Raw genomic sequence first — 16672 nt, forward strand, 5'->3', positions numbered from 1 at the left:
CTACCGGGCGGAGTCGCCGCCGCGGCGCACGACCAGCGCCGCGTTGGAGCCCATCAGTCCCCTGCTGAGGACCAGGGCCGTGTGCAGTTCGGCGGGACGAGCGCGCGACATCACCAGGTCGAGGTCGTGGCAGATGTCGAACACGTTCGGAGTGGGGGGTACTTGGCCGTGTTCCATGGCGAGCACCGCGGCCGCGGTGTCCAGCACGGGCGCCCCGCAGTAGGCCCGCCCCATCCCGGTCTTGGGTGCCGTGACGGGTACGCGGGTACCGTGCGCCCCCAGCGCGTCGGCGATGGCCAGCGCTTCGGCGCGGTCCGCCTCCGGTACGCCCAGGGCGTCGGCGAACACCACGTCGATCTCCTCCGGGGCGCAGCCGGCCTCGTCGAGGGCGCCCCGGATCGCGTGGGCGAGCCCCTCTCTGGACCGCTCCCATCGGGAGGCACCCGTGAACGTGGCGGAATGGCCGGCCACCATGGCCCGGACGGCCGCTCCGCGGTCGCGGGCACGGTTCTCGTCCTCCACGACGAGCATGGCACCGCCCTCTGCGGGCACGAAGCCGCAGGCTCCCGCGGTGAACGGGCGGTAGGCGCGATCGGGCTCCTCGACGGTGCTCAGCTCGGGGTAGCCGAGCTGACACACCATCGAGTACGGGGCGAGGGGCGCCTCGGCGGCTCCGACGAGCAGCGCGCCGGTTCCGCGCCGTACTCCCCGGGCCGCGTGCGCGATGGCGTCGAGGCCACCCGCCTCGTCACTGGCGACCACTCCGCACGGCCCCTTGAAGCCGCCCCGAATGGAGATCTGTCCGGTGCTGGCGGCGTAGAACCAGGCGATGGACTGGTACGGGCCGACGAAGCGGGATCCCTGTCCCCAGAGCTTCTGCAGTTCCCGCTGCCCGAACTCGCCGCCGCCGGATCCGGCGGCGGTGACCACTCCGATGTCGTAGGGCTCCGCGGGGTCACCGCTGCCGAGCCCGGCGTCGTCGAGGGCGAGGACGGTCGCCGCCATCGCGAAGTGGCTGAAACGGTCGGTCTGGACGAGGAAGCGCTCCTCGATGAGATCGGCGGCGTCGAAGGCCCGGACCTCGCCCGCGACACGGAGCGGCAGATGATCGCATCCCTCACGGGTGATCCGGTCCAGAACGCCGAGACCTTCTTTGACGGACTTCCAGTAGGCGTCGGCGCGCAATCCATTGGGCGCGATCACACCGATTCCGGTGATGGCCGCGCGCCGGGGGCGCTGAGTGCTCATCGTGTCCTCCCATCCGGCCCGGTCAGGAGCACCGCGGACTGGAAACCGCCGAATCCGCTGCCGACGGACAGCACGTTCCTCAGCTTCCGCGGGCGTGCGGTGCGCGGCACGTAGTCCAGGTCGCACTCGGGGTCGGGAGTCTCGTAGTTCGCCGTCGGCGGCACCACTTGGTGCTGCAGGGCGAGGACGCAGGCGACGACCTCGATCGCGCCGATCGCGCCCAGCGAGTGCCCCACCATGGATTTGATGGAGCTCATGGGCGTCTCGTAGGCATGGTCACCCAGGGACCGCTTGACCGCGGCCGTCTCGTGCCGGTCGTTCTGCCGGGTGCCCGAGCCGTGCGCGTTGACGTAGTCGATCAGTGTGGGGTCGAGGCGGGCCTGGTCGAGCGTGGTGTCGATCGCCCTGGCCATCTCCAGCCCCTCGCTGGTCAGACCGGTCATGTGGTACGCGTTGCCGTAGGTCGCGTACCCGCTGATCTCGCAGTAGATCTCCGCGCCACGGGCTCGGGCGTGCTCGTACTCCTCGAGGACCAGCACCGCCGCGCCCTCGCCCATGACGAAGCCGTTGCGGTTGGCGTCGAACGGCCGGGAGGCGTGCTCGGGATCGTCGTTGTTGGGCGACGTCGCCTTGATGGCGTCGAAGCAGGCCATGGTGATCGGGGATATCGGCGAGTCCGAGGCCCCGGCTATGCAGACGTCGGCCCGGCCCTCTTCGATGGTTTGGAAGGCGTAGCCGACCGCGTCGAGTCCGGAGGTGCAGCCGGTGGAGACGGTCTGCACCGGGCCCTGGGCGCCGAACTGCTCGGCGACCACCGAGGCGAGCGTGCTGGGCGCGAACGCCAGGTGCAGTTTCGGATCGGCCGCGCGGTGGTCCACGTCCCACCGCCGACCGTGCTCACTGACCTGGACGTAGTCGTGTTCCAGGCGGGTGGTGCCGCCGACCGCGCTGCCCAGCGAGACTGCGACGCGCCAGGGGTCTTCCCGGCCGGAGTCGAGGCCTGAGTCGCGTACGGCTTCTCCGGCGGCGACCACGGCGAACTGTATGTACCGGTCGGCGTGGTCGCGCAGCTCGGGGTCCAGACCGTGCGCGAGCGGGTCGAAATCGCATTCGGCGGCTATCCGCGAGCGCAGGCCCGCCGGATCGAACAGCGTGATGCCGCGGGTCGCGGTGCGGCCATTGGAGAGCAAGTCCCAGAACGCCGTCGCCCCGGTGCCGCCCGGAGCGACCACACCGATACCGGTGACGGCCACCCGCCGGGTCACTTTATGGCCCCACTTCGCTCGGACGGCTGTCCGTGGTCCGGCGCGGACAGGTCCGACCCCGCGGTGGCGAACTCACGGCTCGGTACGGCGTCGTCGTTGCCCTCCGTGTCCACGTGGCCGAGGCTCGGACGCGGGGCGAGCGGGCCCAGGTGGAAGACCATGCGGGCTTCCGTGTCGCCGACATTGCGGAAACGGTGCCGCATGTTGATCGGGATCAAGAGACCCTGATCGGGCTTGAGCGCGTGCGGTTCGTCGTCCAGGTCGACCTCGAGCGCGCCCGCGACGACGTACACGAACTCCTCGGAGTACGGGTGGTAGTGCTCGCCGATGCGCTCGCCGGGCTGGATGATGGCCAGGCCCATGAAGCCGCTGGTGGAACCCGCCGTGGCGGGCGTGAGCATGGCCCGGATGTCACCTCCGCGCCTGCGGTTGGGTTCCGTCTCGCTCAGGTCCACGATGCGTGGATGCTGCTTGATCATGGTTGATACCTCCGGGTGTGGCAGTGACGTCCGGGTGGAGCGGCCGCGGGCCGGGGCCCGCGGCCGTTCCGTCAGGAACCCGCCGAGCTGCGGTCGGTGATGGGCATCATGTCGGCGTGCGACAGGAGGCGGTTGATGTTGCGTTCCGTCTCCAGGGAGCCCTCGACGCCGATCGCGGCACCGTCGAGCAGGCGCTCCAGCTCCGCGGCCTTCTTGGGACCCTTGAGGCCCAGCGAGGCGACGGGGTCCGCGTCGAGTTCGCCCACCATGTCGACGAGGCGCACCACGGTGTCGTCGCGCTGGAAGACGGTGCTTCCGTACACCGGGCTCTTCGGGTCGTCGGCCGCGGCCTCGTCCTGGTGGGCGAGCAGCCGGGCCAGCTCCATCCCGCAGCCCCGCTTGGCCGGGTAGTACAGCGCGTGCCGCCGCAGGTCGGCCGGTTCCGGCCGACCGGCCACCACGTGGTGCACGGCCGGCAGCGCCGCCCGGGTGAAGAAGACCCGCGCGGAACCGTCGTCGGTCAGGTCCCGCTCCTGCTCCAGGTACGGGTTGATGGCCTCCTCGACCGCTCGCACCTCGGGCTGACGCGCGACGTGGCGCAGCGCCGCGAGCAGGTCGCCCTCCACCTCCACCGCCCGCACGACGCGGTTGCCGTGCATGAACAGCGAAGTACGGCGAAGCCGCGTGGTGTCGTCCACCTGGGCCTGGGGTGACCTGTACCCGGCCAGGATCTCGGCGACCTTCGACTCGGAGCCCGGCTTGACGGTGAAAGTGAGAGCGTGGCGTGCCACACCGTCACCCACGCGGGCCTCCACCTGCCTGCTCGCCTTCGCCGACTCCGACGTGTGCGGCTGAGCCGGGCTGGTCTCCCGGAGGATGCTGTAGCGCATCGACCGAGTGTCCCGGACACAGTCGTGCATCGGCCGGACCGTCTCAACGTGCTCTTCGCTGTTCACCCAGGCCAGGAAGGGCGGAGCGCTCTCCCACTCGCTGGTGATGAGCCACTGCGAAGGGTTCTCGATCGACTGGCAGAGCTGGTCACTGAGGTGACCGGGAACCGACGCGACCTGATTGCGCATGTGCTCATACGCGTCGAGGAACTGCTGCTGGGCTCCTTCGTACAGATCGAGCAGCAGGATCACCCGCAGTCTGGAACCGTCGAACGCCGACTGCGATATACGTCCCGTGGTGGTCATCCGGCACACCTCTCCTCTTCATTACGGAAGGTCAGGAACGACCGCCGTGTCCCGAAAGGCCGGGGTCGCCATGAGCCGATCGTTGACGGGACCTCCCAAGTGCGCGAGCCCCACGGTGCGGACGAGTGAACCGCGTGCCATCCGGGTGCCCCGAGCGAGCGAACCGGTCAGCACAGGGCATGGAAACTGCATCCCATCCCTGACTCACCTCGCAGGTGACGCTGGAGGCATTCAATGAACCGATCGGAAGAGGCCGGCGAGGTCGGTCACCACACGCCCGTCCTCATCGTCGGCGGCTCTCTGGTGGGCCTGTCCACCTCTCTGTTCCTGGGACGTCTCGGCGTGCCGCACATCCTCGTCGAGCGTCACTCGGGTACGTCGATCCATCCGCGCGGACGTGGAAACAACGTGCGCACCATGGAGTTGTTCCGGGTGGCGGGGGCTCAGCAGCGCATCCAGGAGGCCGCTTCGATCCTGGCGGAAAACCACGGCATCATGCAGACGCCCACCCTGGTGGGCGATGCCGGCGAGTGGCTCTTCAAGGAGATCGACCCCGGTGGCGGGCTCGCGCGCTTCAGCCCCAGCGCGTGGTGTCTGTGCAGCCAGAACGACCTCGAGCCGGTGCTGCTGGAGTGCGCGCGGGAGCTGGGCGGCGATCTGCGCTTCTCCACGGAGCTGTTGTCGTTCGATCAGGATGCCGACGGGGTGACCGCACAGGTCAAGAGCCGCGACACCGGCGAGCACACCACCATCCGCGCGGACTATCTCGTCGCCGCGGACGGTCCGCGCAGCCCCATCCGCGAGCGGCTCGGCATCGGGCAGACCGGACCGGGCGACCTGTTCCACAACGTGAGCCTCACGTTCACCTCCCGCGGCCTCGCGGACGTCGTCGGTGACCGGCGCTTCATCTGCTGCTACCTGACCAATCCGGAGGCCGACGGGGCGCTCCTGCCGGTCGACAACAAGAAGCACTGGGTGTTCCACGCCCCCTGGCACCCCGAACACGGCGAGGCCCTGGAGGAGTTCACCGACGAGCGGTGCGTGGAGCACATCCGGCGGGCCGTGGGAGTGCCGGATCTCGATGTGGAGATCACCGGCAGAGCTGCCTGGCACGCCGCCGAGCGGGTAGCCGAACGGTACGCGGACGGCAGGGTGTTCCTCGCCGGGGACTCGGCCCACGAGATGTCCCCCACCGGGGCGTTCGGCTCCAACACCGGTATCCAGGACGGGCACAACCTCGCCTGGAAGCTGGCCGCCGTGCTGGGCGGCTGGGCCGGTCCCGGGTTGCTGAGGTCCTACGACGCCGAGCGTCGGCCGGTCGCGGAGGCGACCAGCGCCCGCGCTTCCTCACGTTCGGTCGAGCACAGCCACCCCGGGTACACCCCCGGCCCCGGCGTCGGTGGGCCTGGCGGCCGCGGCGGTCCCGGCGGTCCTGGCGGCCGCGGCGGCCCCGGCGGTCCCGGCGGGAAGAACGGAGTCCTCAACGTGGCGCTGTGCTACCGCTATCCGCGGGGCGCGGTCCTGGGCGCCGACCAGACGATGCCCCTCGTGCCGGAGGGCATGCGGCTGATCGGCGAGCCCGGGAGCAGGGCGCCCCACATGTGGCTGAACCGCTCCGGCACCCGGGTCTCCACCCTCGACCTGTACGAGCGGTCCATGGTGCTCCTGAGTTCCGCGGACGGCGCCGGTGGGTGGCACTCCGCGGCGAAGGGCGTCGCGCAACAGCTGGCCATGCCCCTCGACTCGTACCGGATCGGCAGCGGGCCTGACGCGGAGCTGTCCCCCGCGAGCGACACGGACTGGGCGGAGGTCCACGGCGTCACCGCGGACGGTGCGGTGCTGGTCCGCCCCGACGGGTTCGTCGCGTGGCGGTCGGAAGGGCCGTCGGCGGACCCGAAAACGGCCTTGGAACAGGCCCTCATGGCGGTCCTGGACCGGGGCTGACCACCCGAGCCGGGCCCTGAAGCGGCGGACTCCCGGCGCCCCGTGCCGAGCGCGCCGGCGCCGGGTCCGTCGCCTGGCGATGATCTGCGCCAGGCGCGGCGGGAAGGTGCGGGTGGCCGCGCTCCGGCCCTCGGGCAGCCGCACCTCGCGAACGGCAGTCGAGCACGTCCGCCCCGCCGAAGCGCGAGTTCGGCCGCCCTCACATCGCGGAAGACGCCGCCGTAGCCGCCGACGGGGGTACGCAGGGGTTCGCAGATCAACGCGTCGCACGGGACAGCGGAACATCCTCGCGGAGAAAGTGCTGGGTCTGCCGCGCGAACCCGGGGTGACAGCCGGGTAGGCCGACCCGGACGGCCCGTACTGGCGGCGTCAGGTGAGCTCGACCGGGATGCGGTGATCCGGCCGGCCGTCCTTGGCCAGGATCGAGTGGCCTTCAGGCACCGCACGATACAGGCGGAGTCCGGAGACGCCTCGCACATCGTCAGCTGTCCACACCCGACCGCCGTGTGTGACCGAGCGACGGGAGAAGACTGCGATGGCGTGCGCCATCCCCGGGTCGTCCACTGGTGCGGCGACGGCGGGCATGTACACACCTTGTCCGGTGCCGATCAGTACCGACGAGTCGAAGACCACGATGCCCACCTGGGGTCGCAGCGCGATGTTGCGCGAATGTGCGGCCTCCGGCGAGGAGACCCAGAAGAACTCGCGACACTCCAGGTGAGCGAAGTAGACCGGAGAACTCCACGGGCGTCCGCTTCGGTCGGCCGTGGCGAGCACCATGTACAGGCTCGCGTCGACGATGCCGCGAGCGATTTCGGCAGCTGATCCGGATGATCCACCGGGGTTCATCTCACCGGCTCCTGCGGTAGGTGAGGGTGAAGTCCTGGTCCCACGTGCTCGATCCGTCGTGCGAGATCTCCCAGATGCCATGGATGGTGTTGCCGTCGTCGCTGAGCCGCCCGGTGAACCGCTGCCGGAACGCCAGTGGCGAAAAGTCCGGTTTCTCGCGCAGCAACCGCCACACCCCGTCGGTGAAGCTCATCGCGTACAGCCGGACGACGCCCCGCGAGTCGAAGTAGTGCTGTGTGTACTCGCCCGTCTCCGGGTCGACCGCGACGATCGCCAGGCTGTCCGGGGCCTCGACGATCGGGACCTCGCTGCGCTGGACCAGGAATTGTCCGTCCAGGCTCCACTCGAACACGCTGCGTGCGACGGGCGCGGCCAGACCGGGAAAGTCTGCCTCCACCACCCACTCTCCGACCAGAACGTCCAACCTCTCCCGGGCTTCCTGCCGTGCCGGTGCATCCATCGCGGGTACCTCCTCGTCGTCCACCATCACCCCTTGTCGGAGTGAGGACGACAGCGGCAAGGGAAACTCATCGATCCCGCCACGACGTTCGAGAACAGGTGCTCAGCTTGTAACGCTTCGTGGATGTCCGCTCGGCGTTCCCATCGGATGCTCAGGAGCTGGAAGCCGTGCAACCAGGCGAAGGTCCGTTCGAGCATTCAGCGGTAGGTGCCCAGCCCGGTTCCGTGCCGGGTGCCGCGGCGGGCGATCGCGGGCACGCTGCCGCGAACCTCTGTGGGCGCACGAGCGCCGAGCGTATTTCTACTCCAGCAGCTTTCACCTGGTGCAGTAGCTTGCCAACGCCGCCTGGAATCAGCGGCTGCCGTACAGCAGAACAACCGGAGAGTCGCCCATGCCCCGAGAGGCGCCGTACCTTGCAGTAGCCGACGCGCTGCGCGCACGGATTCTCGCGGGAGAGTGGGAGATCGGGGACCGCCTGCCGTCCCGGGCGCGGCTCGCCGAGGAGTACGGGGTCGGGCGCAACGTCCTGCAGAGGGCCATGGACCGTTTGATCATCGACGGTCTCCTCGAAGGGCGCGCCGGCTCGGGCACCTTTGTCCGCATGCCGCGCGAGCGCCTGCGGCTGATCCGCTCGCGGCACCGTGAACGCCGGGGTGGCTCTCCCTCCCGCGCCGGTATGAGGGAACGGGGCAAAGCCGACGCCTGGGATTCGCACAGTCGGGCACGCGTCCCCGCCCGTGAGGAAATCGCCGAGCGGCTCGCCATCAGCCCCGGAGACCTCTGCGTCAACACGCACTACGAGTTCCTCGCCGACGGGCAACCCGTCCAGCTTTCCGACTCCTGGGAGCCGATGGCCATCACGGATGGAACGCCGATCGTGCTGCCCGAGATGGGACCCCTGGCGGGAAAGGGGGTGGTCGAGCGCATGCGCTCGATCGGCGTGGTCATCGAGACCGTCGTCGAGCTGCCGCGCCCGGCTCGTGCCACCCAGGCACAGGCGAACCTCCTGGGGATCAGCGTCGGTGACCTCGTGCTCCAGATCGAGCGGACCATCTACGACACCGACGAACGGCCGGTGGAAACCGCCGACATCGTCATTCCGGACGTGCGGCGGGAAGTGGTCTACGAGTTCGGGGTCGACATTCCGCAACCGTTGACATCAACAGAGCGACCTTCCAACCGACAGTAGGTGACTCGAGTGTCAGCACCCTCCCGGCTCGGACTCTCACGCGATCCGGACTTCGGGCGTTTGTTTGCCGCCACCGCGCTCGGCCAGCTGGGCGATCGCATCATCTTTCTGGCGTTGCCCCTGGTCGCGATCGTGGCATTGAATGCTGACGAGTTTCAGGTCGGACTACTGACCGCGATGACCACGGGGGGCTCGCTCCTGGTCGGGCTACCGGCGGGCGCGTGGGTGGACCGCATGCGGAAGCGATCGGTGATGATAAGTACCGATCTTGTGCGGGCATTTGTCCTCTTGACCATACCGACGGCATGGTGGGCGGACCTTCTGACGATCTGGTGGCTTTACGCAGTCGCATTGGTCCACGGAGTGCTGACCGTCTTCTTCGATGTGGCGTACGTCAGCTATCTGCCGCACGTGGTGGGACGCGGCAACCTTGTTGAAGGAAACTCAAAGCTCTCGGCAATACGCTCGGTGACCAGCATCAGCGGGCCGGCGGCAGCAGGGCCACTGATCGGTCTGGTCGGCGCCCCTGCAACGCTTTTGGCGAGTTCGGTCGGGATGGCTGCATCGGGTCTGCTCGCGATCAGTATCCGCAAACGCGAACAGAAGCCAGAGCCGAGTGAGCGCCCTCAACTGGGTCGAGAGATCAAGGAGGGATTGACGTTCGTTCTCAAGCATTCCGCCCTACGCGCCATCATGCTGGGCGATGCGATATTCAACCTCTTCCTGGTCATGTACCAAACCATGTTGCTGGTCTTCTTGGAGAGGGAGATAGGCCTCCAGTCCTTCGGTATCGGCCTCGTTCTGTCCGGAATGGGCTGTGGTGCCTTGCTGGGCGCGCTGTCGGCAACCAGGGTCTCGAAGCGGGTCGGACAAGGCCCGGTCATCTGGCTCGCGCCACTTGTCACCTGCCCGCTGACAGTCCTGATGCCGTTGGCGCGACCGGGTTGGAGCGTGAATGTGGCCGCGATCGGACTCGCGGCTCTCTCACTGGGTGGAGTGGTCCGCTTTGTGACTCAGGCAAGCTTCCAACAGGCCCTCACACCGGATCGACTCCTGGGCCGGATGAGTGCGACAGCCCGATTCGTGTCCTGGGGTGGCATTCCTCTGGGCGGGCTTTTGGGTGGAGCCTCGGGCTCTGTTTTTGGAGCAACAGTCACCTTGTGGATCGGTGCAGTCGGCATGACGCTGAGCGTCCTCCCAAACTTCCTGTCACCACTTCGAACCATGCGCGAATTACCCAAGGAAAAGGACCCCGAGCCCGAACACAGTAATCACGAGATCGTGTCTTCGGAATGAGGCCGGACACTCCGCGAAACCGTTCCTGGATCGCCCGGTTGTATCCGGCGGCGACACCGAGCCCGACCAGGCCGTCGAAGGCCGGGGTGATCAGCGGGCACTCGGCAGGTCCACGGCGACGCGGGCCAGGCGGCCCGCGGCTGACCGGGGTGGCGAGTACGGTCGCCGTCCTCATCCGATCGGACGAGCAGGCGGATGCTCGACGGGTACCGCGTGGCTAGTGTCGAAGAGCACGATGCGCAGCTCACGAGGCGTTCCGTGCCTGACACCGTGCTCGTCCGGAAGGAGCGTGGTCGGCGTGGCCCGGAACCGCCGTCTGATCCTGAGCTCGCCGTCCGAGGTCTGGAGCCTGCTGGCCGACGGTCACCGCTACGGGGAATGGGTGACGGGAACCCAGCAGGTTCTCGCCGCGGACCCGCACTGGCCAGACGTGGGCGCCCGTCTGCGCGTCCGAGTCGGCGTCGGCCCCCTGGCCCTGGACGACACCTGCGTGGTCCGCATCTGCGATCCGCAGCGCCGTCTGGAACTTGAGGCGAAGGCGGACCCCTTCGGCGCGGCCCGGATCGCCATGACCCTGATCCCCTGGGGCGAGAACACTCTCTTCGTCCTCGACTGGCACCCCCTCCGGGGCCCTGGCACCCGGATGCACGGACTGCCCGTCGACTACTTCGTCGCGATCCGCAACGGCATGATGCTGACGAAGCTGGCCCGGATCGCGGTGCGCGAGCATGGCGCAAGCCCTCACGGCACCCCACAGGACACCCGGAGCGGGTGAGTGCACGTCGGACCACACGCTCGGTCGGATGCCGAGTCGGTGCAGCAGTCGCTCGTGATGGACGGCCCGGCCTCCGAGTAGCAGTAGAGCGCGAAGGGATCCAGTACGTCGCGGCCGATGGCGCCCGATAGCCAGGCGGCGTCGTAGGCGGTGCCCTCCTGGTCGTTGTGGCGGGTGCCCTCGCCGCTCAGGTTGGACTGGAAGATGCCGGCGGCGGAGCGGGGCAGGAAGTCCTCGTAGACGATGGGCTCGACGCGCACCCAGCCCTGCCGTACCAGTTCGCTGATGGTGGTGGGCGGCCTGCTGCCGTCGCGCTTCCGGCCGGGGCTGGGCCGGTAGGTGAAGTAGGCCAGGCCGTCGGTGGCGAGTTCAGGCCGCGAAGACGCGGGCGACCTGCTCCAGTTCCTGAGGTGTGCCGACGCGGATGGCTCCGTGCCGCTCGGCGGTCACCCGGCTGATGGACCCAGCCGTTCGGCATCGGCTCCTTGATCGCGCAGGGCGTCCTCGTTGACCTCGCGCGAGACGTCCACGAGCGTGCGGTAGGCGGGAACCTCCTGTCCGTACATCTCCGACAGCCGCGCCGCGAACGCGGTTCGCAACTGCCACTGACTGATCGTCGACATGGTCCGGCCTTTCGATCTGGGTTCACACCACGTGGGCTTCGGGACGGATCGCGGCGCCGTGGTGGAACCGTTCGGCGCTGAGCGGGGAGATGTCGGTGAACGGCTCGCGCTCCAGGTACAGGTCGCGCACGACTTCGCCGACCGCGGGCGCCTGGAGGAAGCCGTGGCCGGAAAACCCGGCGGCGTACAGGAAGTTGGGCAGCTCGCCGGAACGGCCGATCAACGCGTTGTGGTCCGGTGTGACCTCGTACAGGCCGGCCCATCCGCCGACGGTCTTCATGTCAGCCAGTGCGGGGGCACGATGGCGAGCGACGGTGCGGAACCGCTCCAGCCATTCCGGGGTCCAGGTGACATCGAAACCGTCTTCCTGGTCGGGGTCGGCCAGCCCGAACAGCAGCCCGTCGTCGCTGTTGTGGAAGTAGGCGGTCGAGGAGAAATCGATGGTGAACGGGATGCGTGGCGCGGGGGGCGTGAGCGGCTCCGTGAACGCCAGCTGCCGCTTCACGGGCCGGACGGGAAGGTGGACGCCGGCCATGTCGCCGATCTGTGCCGACCAGGCTCCTGCCGTGCAGATGACGGTGCCGCACGCGATGCGGCCGTGGCTGGTGTGCACACCGGTGACGCGGTCCCCGGCCGTGTCGATGCCGGAGACCGCGGTGTGCGTGGCGATGGTGACGCCGGCCCGAGCCGCCGCCTGCGCATAACCCTGCACGACCAGTGCGGGGCGGGCATGCCCGTCGGCCGGGGAGTACGCGGCGGCCACGAGGCCGTCGGTGCCGATGTAGGGACACAGACGCCGGGCCTCGGAGGGGCTGATCATCCGGCTCGGCACGTCCAGGCTGTTCTGGACGCCGACGCTGGTCTCGAAGTCGCTCGCCTGCCGTTCGCTGTCGAGCAGGAAGAGGTAGCCGACGGTGTCCAGCTTGATGTCGGCGCCGGGCCGGTGGGGGAACTCCTGGTAGGCGCGCAGGCTGCGGCTACCGAGTTCGATGTTGAGCGGATCGGAGAACTGGGCGCGCACGCCGCCGATCGGCTTGCCCGAGCTGCCGCGGCCGAGGTCGCCGCGCTCGACGACGACGATGTTCGTCACCCCGGCCTCGGCGAGGTGGAAAGCGGCGCTCGCACCCATCACGCCGCCACCGATGATCACAACATCGGCACAGGCCGGAACGGTGCGGAAGGCGGAGGAGGACAACGGGCCACTCCCTTCCAGAGGCCACCCCGCCGGATGTTGACGGGTCCTCCCCACTCGCGGCTCGGCTCGAGCGGGGGGGACCCCCATCCAGGGGACGGCGGGGCTGTCAGTACAGAGCGCTGCCGATCATCTGTCTGTGCGTCATCGTGCAGCATCCCAACCGTTGACGTCCATCAGCGGCCTCCGCAGGCCGACGCCCGCCGAGCCCGGCCCAGACATGAGCAGGAGGGCGGGAGCGGGCTCCTGACCCTGGCGGCCAGGGCAAGAAGTGGCATCAGCGCGCTCCGGAGAAGGGGGCCGGATCTCCGTCCCGCGCCGGAGGCAGAGGCACCCGACCCGGCCGAGCAGCCGCCGTTCGACGACCCGGAGCCGTGCCCGATCGGCCGACGGGCCGACCACCCCGAACTTTGTTGGAACGTCCTGACAAACCGATTGACATCCCTTGAGGGCGGCCGCATAGTACGTGCTACTAGAGCGCGCTAATAAAGCGCTCTAGAAGAGGAACCCGCCAAGCGGTCGGCACCCATGACCGCCTTCACGGAGCTCCGTCCATCCGCGCAGGGCACCGGTCGGCCGCCGGCCCGCCTCGCCGGAACCAGCACGCCTTCACCCTCCGTCGCCAGGGGCCTCACGCCACGGTGACGACGCGGTGCGGCATCCCGGTACACCGCCGGAGCCACGACATCGGCGGCAACGGTGCGATCCCCTGCATCCGACCGCCCCCTCCCCCTGACACGAACCCCGACGAGCACAGCGAGGTGCAAGGGACATGCACATTCACCACCGAGCCGTCAGAGTGGCCGCCACCGTCCTGGTGGGCACCCTGTTCGCCGCCGGCTGCTCCAGCAGCTCCGGCGGCAAGAAGTCCGAGGAAGGCGGCACGAATGCCTCGGCCGGCAAGGCGAGCACGCCCCGGATGACCGTGGCCCTCATCACCCACGCCGCCCCCGGCGACACCTTCTGGGACCTGATCCGCAAGGGCGCCCAGGCCGCCGCCGCCAAGGACAACGTCAAGCTCGTCTACTCCAGCGACCCCAACGCCGGCAACCAGGCCAACCTCGTGCAGAACGCCATCGACCAGAAGGTCGACGGCATCGCGCTCACCGCGGCCAAGCCCGACGCCATGAAGGCGGTGGCGGCCAAGGCCAAGGCAGCCGGCATCCCGGTCGTCGGCTTCAACTCCGGCCTGGACGACTGGAAGCGGCTCGGGATGCTCGAGTACTTCGGCCAGGACGAGAACATCGCCGGCCAGGCCTTCGGCCGCCGGCTCAACGATCTCGGCGCCAAGCACGCTCTCTGCGTCGTCCAAGAGCAGGGCCAGGTCGCGCTTCAGGCCCGCTGCGCGGGCCTGAAGAAGGGCTTCAACGGCAAGACGGACACGCTCTACGTCAACGGCACCGACATGCCCTCCGTGAAGTCGACACTGACCGCCAAGCTCCAGCAGGACTCCACCATCGACCAGGTGGTCACCCTAGGCGCGCCGTTCGCCCTGACCGCGGTGCAGTCGGTGAAGGACGCGAGCAGCAAGGCCAAGGTCGCCACCTTCGACCTCAGCAAGGACCTCGTGAACGCCGTCCAGGACGGGTCGGTGGAGTTCGCGGTCGACCAGCAGCCCTACCTCCAGGGCTACCTCGCCGTCGACGCCCTGTGGCTGTACAGGACCAACGGGAACTTCAGCGGCGGCGGTAGCGCCCCGGTGCTCACCGGCCCGGCGTTCGTCACCAAGGACAACGTCGACACCGTCGCCAAGTTCGCCGCCAACGGCACCCGCTGACGGCGAGGACCGCCCTCGCTCAGGCCGCCCCCACCGGGGGCGGCCCGCTCGTCCCCCGCACCACCAGCTTCGGGTCCAACACGGCTTCCCTGGGCTCAAGTCCCGGGTTCTCCAACCGCTCCACGGCGAACCGCACCGCATGCTCCGCCATGAGCCCCGCGTCCTGGCGGACGGTGGTGAGGCCGATCGGCATCAGATGGGAGAGATGGCTGTCGTCGTAGCCGACGACGGACAGATCGCGCGGCACCTCGACTCCCGCCCTCGTCATGGCTATCAACACGCCCATGGCGCAACGGTCGTTGCCCGCGAGGACCGCCGTCGGCAGCGGCCGGCCCCGATCGCGCTCCGCCAGCAGCAGCCGGCCGGTCTCGATGCCCGACTGCTCCGCGTGCTCGCCGGGAATGACCCGCACCTCGGCGTCCAGGCCGTGTCGGCGCATCGCAGCCCGGTAGGAGCGCCTGCGGTCGGCCGAGCCGGGGCCCCGGCCGCCGTCGATGTGCACGATCCGCCGGTGGCCCAGCTCCACCAGGTAGTCCATCGCCTGCCGTACACCCTTGCCCTCGGCGCTGTGCACGAAGTCCACGCGGGCTCGCGGCACGCGGCGGCCGACCGAGACGGTGACCGTCCGCTGTCCGAGCTCGTCGAGGTACGCGGGCTCCGCGTCGGGGCCGAGCAGGATCAGCGCCTCGCAGCGGTGCCCGAGGAGCGCCTCGACGGCCTTGGCCTCGCTGCGCCCCTGGGACGCCGCGGACAGCAGCACGTCGTAGCCGAGCCGCTCGGCCTCGGGGTAGATCCCTTCGATGAGGTCCGTGTGGAAGGTCTGGTGCACGGTGAACATCACGCCGAGCGTGCGACTGCGGCCGCGCGCGAGCAGCCGAGCCGCGCTGTCCGGGCGGTAGCCGATCTCGTCGGCGACCCTCAGCACCCGCCGCCGGGTCTCCTCGCTGGCCCCCGGCTGGTTGCGGAACACGATCGAGACAAGCGCCCGGGAGACGCCCGCCTTCTCGGCGACGTCCGCCATCGTGGGCCGCTGCCTGCCCGATCCGTCCACCTGTGAACCCACCCTCCAACGGCGGCCACCTTAGCGGGCGGTCGCGAAATCTCCCGGCAACAAGCTATTGACATGACATTTGGACAGGGGTCATCGTACTCCTACTAGAGCGCGCTAGTAGTGCGCGACAGCGAGTCTTCCGTGACGGCTCCCCGGCGGCGCGCTCCGACGCGATGCCGACGGAGGCCGAAGTGACCGCGAGGCTCATGGCCGCCCACCCCGACGACTTCCAGCGAGAGGTGTGACGACGTGCCGTCCGACATCGTGAGCCGGACCCTGGCCGTCCGGGTCGACGCCCCCGGCGCCCTTGCGGTCGCCGCACGCCGCATGAAAGCCACTTCGCCCCTGTCCCCTCTCCCCCAAGGACACGCCATGGCAACGGCGCCATCCTCACTCCGCACCACCGCGGGCAACCTCTGCCTGGGCTCCGCCCCCGATTCCTGGGGCGTCTGGTTCCCCGAGGACGAGCACCAGGTCCCGCACACCCGCTTCCTCGATGAGCTGGTCGCGGCCGGCTACCAGTGGCTCGAACTCGGCCCGTACGGCTATCTCCCCACCGACCCGCAGCGGCTCAAGGAGGAGCTGGGGTCTCGTGGGCTCCAGGTCTCCGGCGGCACCGCCTTCGGCGCCCTGCACCGCCCCGAGGCCTGGGACGAGATGCTCGCCCACGTCCGGCAGGTGGCCGAGCTGACCGCCGCCACAGGCGCCCATCACCTCGTCCTCATACCGCCCATGTACCGGGACGAGAAGACCGGCGCCTTCACCGAGTCGCCCGAGCTGACCGCCGAGCAGTGGGCGGGCTTCGGCCGGGCAGCCGACCGGCTCGGCAAGCTGCTCCTCGACGAGTACGACGTGCGTCTGGTGATCCATCCGCACGCCGACAGCCACCTCCAGACCCAGCCGGAGATCGAGCGGCTGCTCAACGAGTCCGACAGCCGCTACACCAACCTCTGCCTGGACACCGGGCATGTGGCGTACGGCGGCGGCGACAACGTCGACCTGATCCGCCGCTTCGGCGAGCGCGTCGGCTACGTCCACATCAAGCAGATGGACCCCTCCGTGCTCGCCCAAGTCGCCGCCGAGAACCTGTCGTTCGGTGAGGCAGTCAAGCGCGGGGTGTGCGTCTCCCCACCCGCGGGCGTGCCGAACCCGGCCGCCGTGGTGTCCGAACTCGCCAAGCTGGACGCCGAGTTGTTCGTGATCGTCGAGCAAGACCTGTACCCGTGCCCTCCCGACGTGCCGCTCCCCATCGCCGTACGCACGCGTGAGCACCTGGCCGGCTGCGGCCTGACCGGAACCCGACGCCCGAACCACAACCGGTAGGAGGC

At 69.3% G+C, this 16672-nt stretch carries 15 protein-coding genes and 2 pseudogenes; 6 read left to right on the forward strand and 11 right to left on the reverse strand.

What is annotated here, in order from left to right; all coding sequences use genetic code 11:
* The 4 genes from IEY95_RS10860 to IEY95_RS10875 all read right to left on the reverse strand — a co-directional run bounded on the left by IEY95_RS10860 (position 1) and on the right by IEY95_RS10875 (position 4188).
* Positions 1-1248, reverse strand: coding sequence for a ketosynthase chain-length factor (locus IEY95_RS10860; protein WP_189185729.1), 1248 nt, complete (start codon positions 1246-1248; stop codon positions 1-3).
* On the reverse strand, positions 1245-2513 hold the full coding sequence (locus tag IEY95_RS10865; RefSeq protein ID WP_189185730.1) for a beta-ketoacyl-[acyl-carrier-protein] synthase family protein: 1269 nt from the start codon (positions 2511-2513) through the stop codon (positions 1245-1247). Before IEY95_RS10865 ends, IEY95_RS10860 begins: the two co-directional genes overlap by 4 nt.
* Positions 2510-2992 (reverse strand): cupin domain-containing protein, encoded by a 483-nt coding sequence (locus tag IEY95_RS10870; RefSeq protein ID WP_189185731.1) that lies wholly within the window; start codon positions 2990-2992, stop codon positions 2510-2512. The genes IEY95_RS10865 and IEY95_RS10870 overlap by 4 nt, the downstream gene beginning before the upstream one ends.
* Positions 2993-3063: 71 nt before the next feature.
* Entirely contained in the window at positions 3064-4188 is a 1125-nt protein-coding gene (locus IEY95_RS10875) for a SchA/CurD-like domain-containing protein (RefSeq protein ID WP_189185732.1), read from the reverse strand.
* Between the two features lie 234 nt (positions 4189-4422).
* Between IEY95_RS10875 and IEY95_RS10880 the strand changes: the two genes are divergently transcribed.
* Entirely contained in the window at positions 4423-6132 is a 1710-nt protein-coding gene (locus tag IEY95_RS10880) for an FAD-dependent oxidoreductase (protein WP_189185733.1), read from the forward strand.
* Positions 6133-6501: 369 nt separating this feature from the next.
* Here the strand turns inward: IEY95_RS10880 and IEY95_RS10885 are convergent, their stop codons facing one another.
* The 3 genes and pseudogenes from IEY95_RS10885 to IEY95_RS10895 all read right to left on the reverse strand — a co-directional run.
* Complete coding sequence (locus IEY95_RS10885) at positions 6502-6981, reverse strand: pyridoxamine 5'-phosphate oxidase family protein (protein WP_189185734.1); 480 nt, start codon at positions 6979-6981, stop codon at positions 6502-6504.
* Position 6982: 1 nt separating this feature from the next.
* A complete protein-coding gene (locus IEY95_RS10890) occupies positions 6983-7441 on the reverse strand; it encodes a hypothetical protein (RefSeq protein WP_189185735.1) in 459 nt (152 codons plus the stop codon).
* Positions 7442-7467: 26 nt separating this feature from the next.
* Positions 7468-7707: pseudogene (locus IEY95_RS10895) on the reverse strand (hypothetical protein); the annotation flags it as partial.
* 125 nt (positions 7708-7832) lie between these two features.
* Here IEY95_RS10895 and IEY95_RS10900 point away from each other — a divergent pair.
* From IEY95_RS10900 to IEY95_RS10915, 3 genes are all read left to right on the forward strand, one after another.
* A complete protein-coding gene (locus IEY95_RS10900; RefSeq protein ID WP_189185736.1) occupies positions 7833-8630 on the forward strand; it encodes a GntR family transcriptional regulator in 798 nt (265 codons plus the stop codon).
* A gap of 9 nt (positions 8631-8639) precedes the next feature.
* Positions 8640-9926 (forward strand): MFS transporter, encoded by a 1287-nt coding sequence (locus IEY95_RS10905; protein WP_189185737.1) that lies wholly within the window; start codon positions 8640-8642, stop codon positions 9924-9926.
* Between the two features lie 298 nt (positions 9927-10224).
* Positions 10225-10701 carry an SRPBCC family protein gene (locus tag IEY95_RS10915; RefSeq protein WP_189185738.1) on the forward strand — a complete coding sequence of 159 codons (477 nt, stop codon included), beginning with the start codon at positions 10225-10227 and terminating at the stop codon, positions 10699-10701.
* On the opposite strand, the gene IEY95_RS51035 is transcribed toward IEY95_RS10915, so the two are convergent.
* From IEY95_RS51035 to IEY95_RS10925, 3 genes and pseudogenes are all read right to left on the reverse strand, one after another.
* Positions 10668-11054 carry a 2-oxoadipate dioxygenase/decarboxylase family protein gene (locus IEY95_RS51035; RefSeq protein ID WP_444544762.1) on the reverse strand — a complete coding sequence of 129 codons (387 nt, stop codon included), beginning with the start codon at positions 11052-11054 and terminating at the stop codon, positions 10668-10670. The two genes, IEY95_RS10915 and IEY95_RS51035, sit on opposite strands and share 34 nt — an antisense overlap.
* Before the next feature lie 16 nt (positions 11055-11070).
* Positions 11071-11324, reverse strand: a pseudogene (locus IEY95_RS51040) (2-oxoadipate dioxygenase/decarboxylase family protein).
* A gap of 22 nt (positions 11325-11346) precedes the next feature.
* Entirely contained in the window at positions 11347-12519 is a 1173-nt protein-coding gene (locus IEY95_RS10925; protein WP_229702809.1) for an NAD(P)/FAD-dependent oxidoreductase, read from the reverse strand.
* 769 nt (positions 12520-13288) lie between these two features.
* On the opposite strand from IEY95_RS10925, the gene IEY95_RS10930 reads away from it, so the two are divergent.
* Entirely contained in the window at positions 13289-14293 is a 1005-nt protein-coding gene (locus IEY95_RS10930) for a substrate-binding domain-containing protein (RefSeq protein ID WP_189185740.1), read from the forward strand.
* 19 nt (positions 14294-14312) lie between these two features.
* On the opposite strand, the gene IEY95_RS10935 is transcribed toward IEY95_RS10930, so the two are convergent.
* Positions 14313-15314, reverse strand: a complete 1002-nt coding sequence (locus tag IEY95_RS10935) for a LacI family DNA-binding transcriptional regulator (protein WP_189186010.1) — start codon at positions 15312-15314, stop codon at positions 14313-14315.
* A 402-nt stretch (positions 15315-15716) separates the two neighbouring features.
* Here IEY95_RS10935 and IEY95_RS10940 point away from each other — a divergent pair, with 402 nt between their 5' ends.
* Complete coding sequence (locus tag IEY95_RS10940) at positions 15717-16667, forward strand: TIM barrel protein (RefSeq protein ID WP_189185741.1); 951 nt, start codon at positions 15717-15719, stop codon at positions 16665-16667.
* The last annotated feature ends 5 nt before the right edge of the window (positions 16668-16672 follow it).

Origin of the sequence: Streptomyces albiflavescens (assembly GCF_014645835.1) — a bacterium.
In the GTDB taxonomy this organism is placed as follows: domain Bacteria; phylum Actinomycetota; class Actinomycetes; order Streptomycetales; family Streptomycetaceae; genus Streptomyces; species Streptomyces albiflavescens.

What these genes read in the sequence shown, in the direction of transcription:
- IEY95_RS10860 (WP_189185729.1), bottom strand. Translation starts at nt 1,248, where the DNA reads ATGAGCACTCAGCGCCCCCGGCGCGCGGCCATCACCGGAATCGGTGTG.
- IEY95_RS10870 (WP_189185731.1), bottom strand. Translation starts at nt 2,992, where the DNA reads ATGATCAAGCAGCATCCACGCATCGTGGACCTGAGCGAGACGGAACCC.
- IEY95_RS10875 (WP_189185732.1), bottom strand. Translation starts at nt 4,188, where the DNA reads ATGACCACCACGGGACGTATATCGCAGTCGGCGTTCGACGGTTCCAGA.
- IEY95_RS10880 (WP_189185733.1), top strand. Translation starts at nt 4,423, where the DNA reads ATGAACCGATCGGAAGAGGCCGGCGAGGTCGGTCACCACACGCCCGTC.
- IEY95_RS10885 (WP_189185734.1), bottom strand. Translation starts at nt 6,981, where the DNA reads ATGAACCCCGGTGGATCATCCGGATCAGCTGCCGAAATCGCTCGCGGC.
- IEY95_RS10890 (WP_189185735.1), bottom strand. Translation starts at nt 7,441, where the DNA reads ATGGATGCACCGGCACGGCAGGAAGCCCGGGAGAGGTTGGACGTTCTG.
- IEY95_RS10900 (WP_189185736.1), top strand. Translation starts at nt 7,833, where the DNA reads ATGCCCCGAGAGGCGCCGTACCTTGCAGTAGCCGACGCGCTGCGCGCA.
- IEY95_RS10930 (WP_189185740.1), top strand. Translation starts at nt 13,289, where the DNA reads ATGCACATTCACCACCGAGCCGTCAGAGTGGCCGCCACCGTCCTGGTG.
- IEY95_RS10935 (WP_189186010.1), bottom strand. Translation starts at nt 15,314, where the DNA reads ATGGCGGACGTCGCCGAGAAGGCGGGCGTCTCCCGGGCGCTTGTCTCG.
- IEY95_RS10940 (WP_189185741.1), top strand. Translation starts at nt 15,717, where the DNA reads ATGGCAACGGCGCCATCCTCACTCCGCACCACCGCGGGCAACCTCTGC.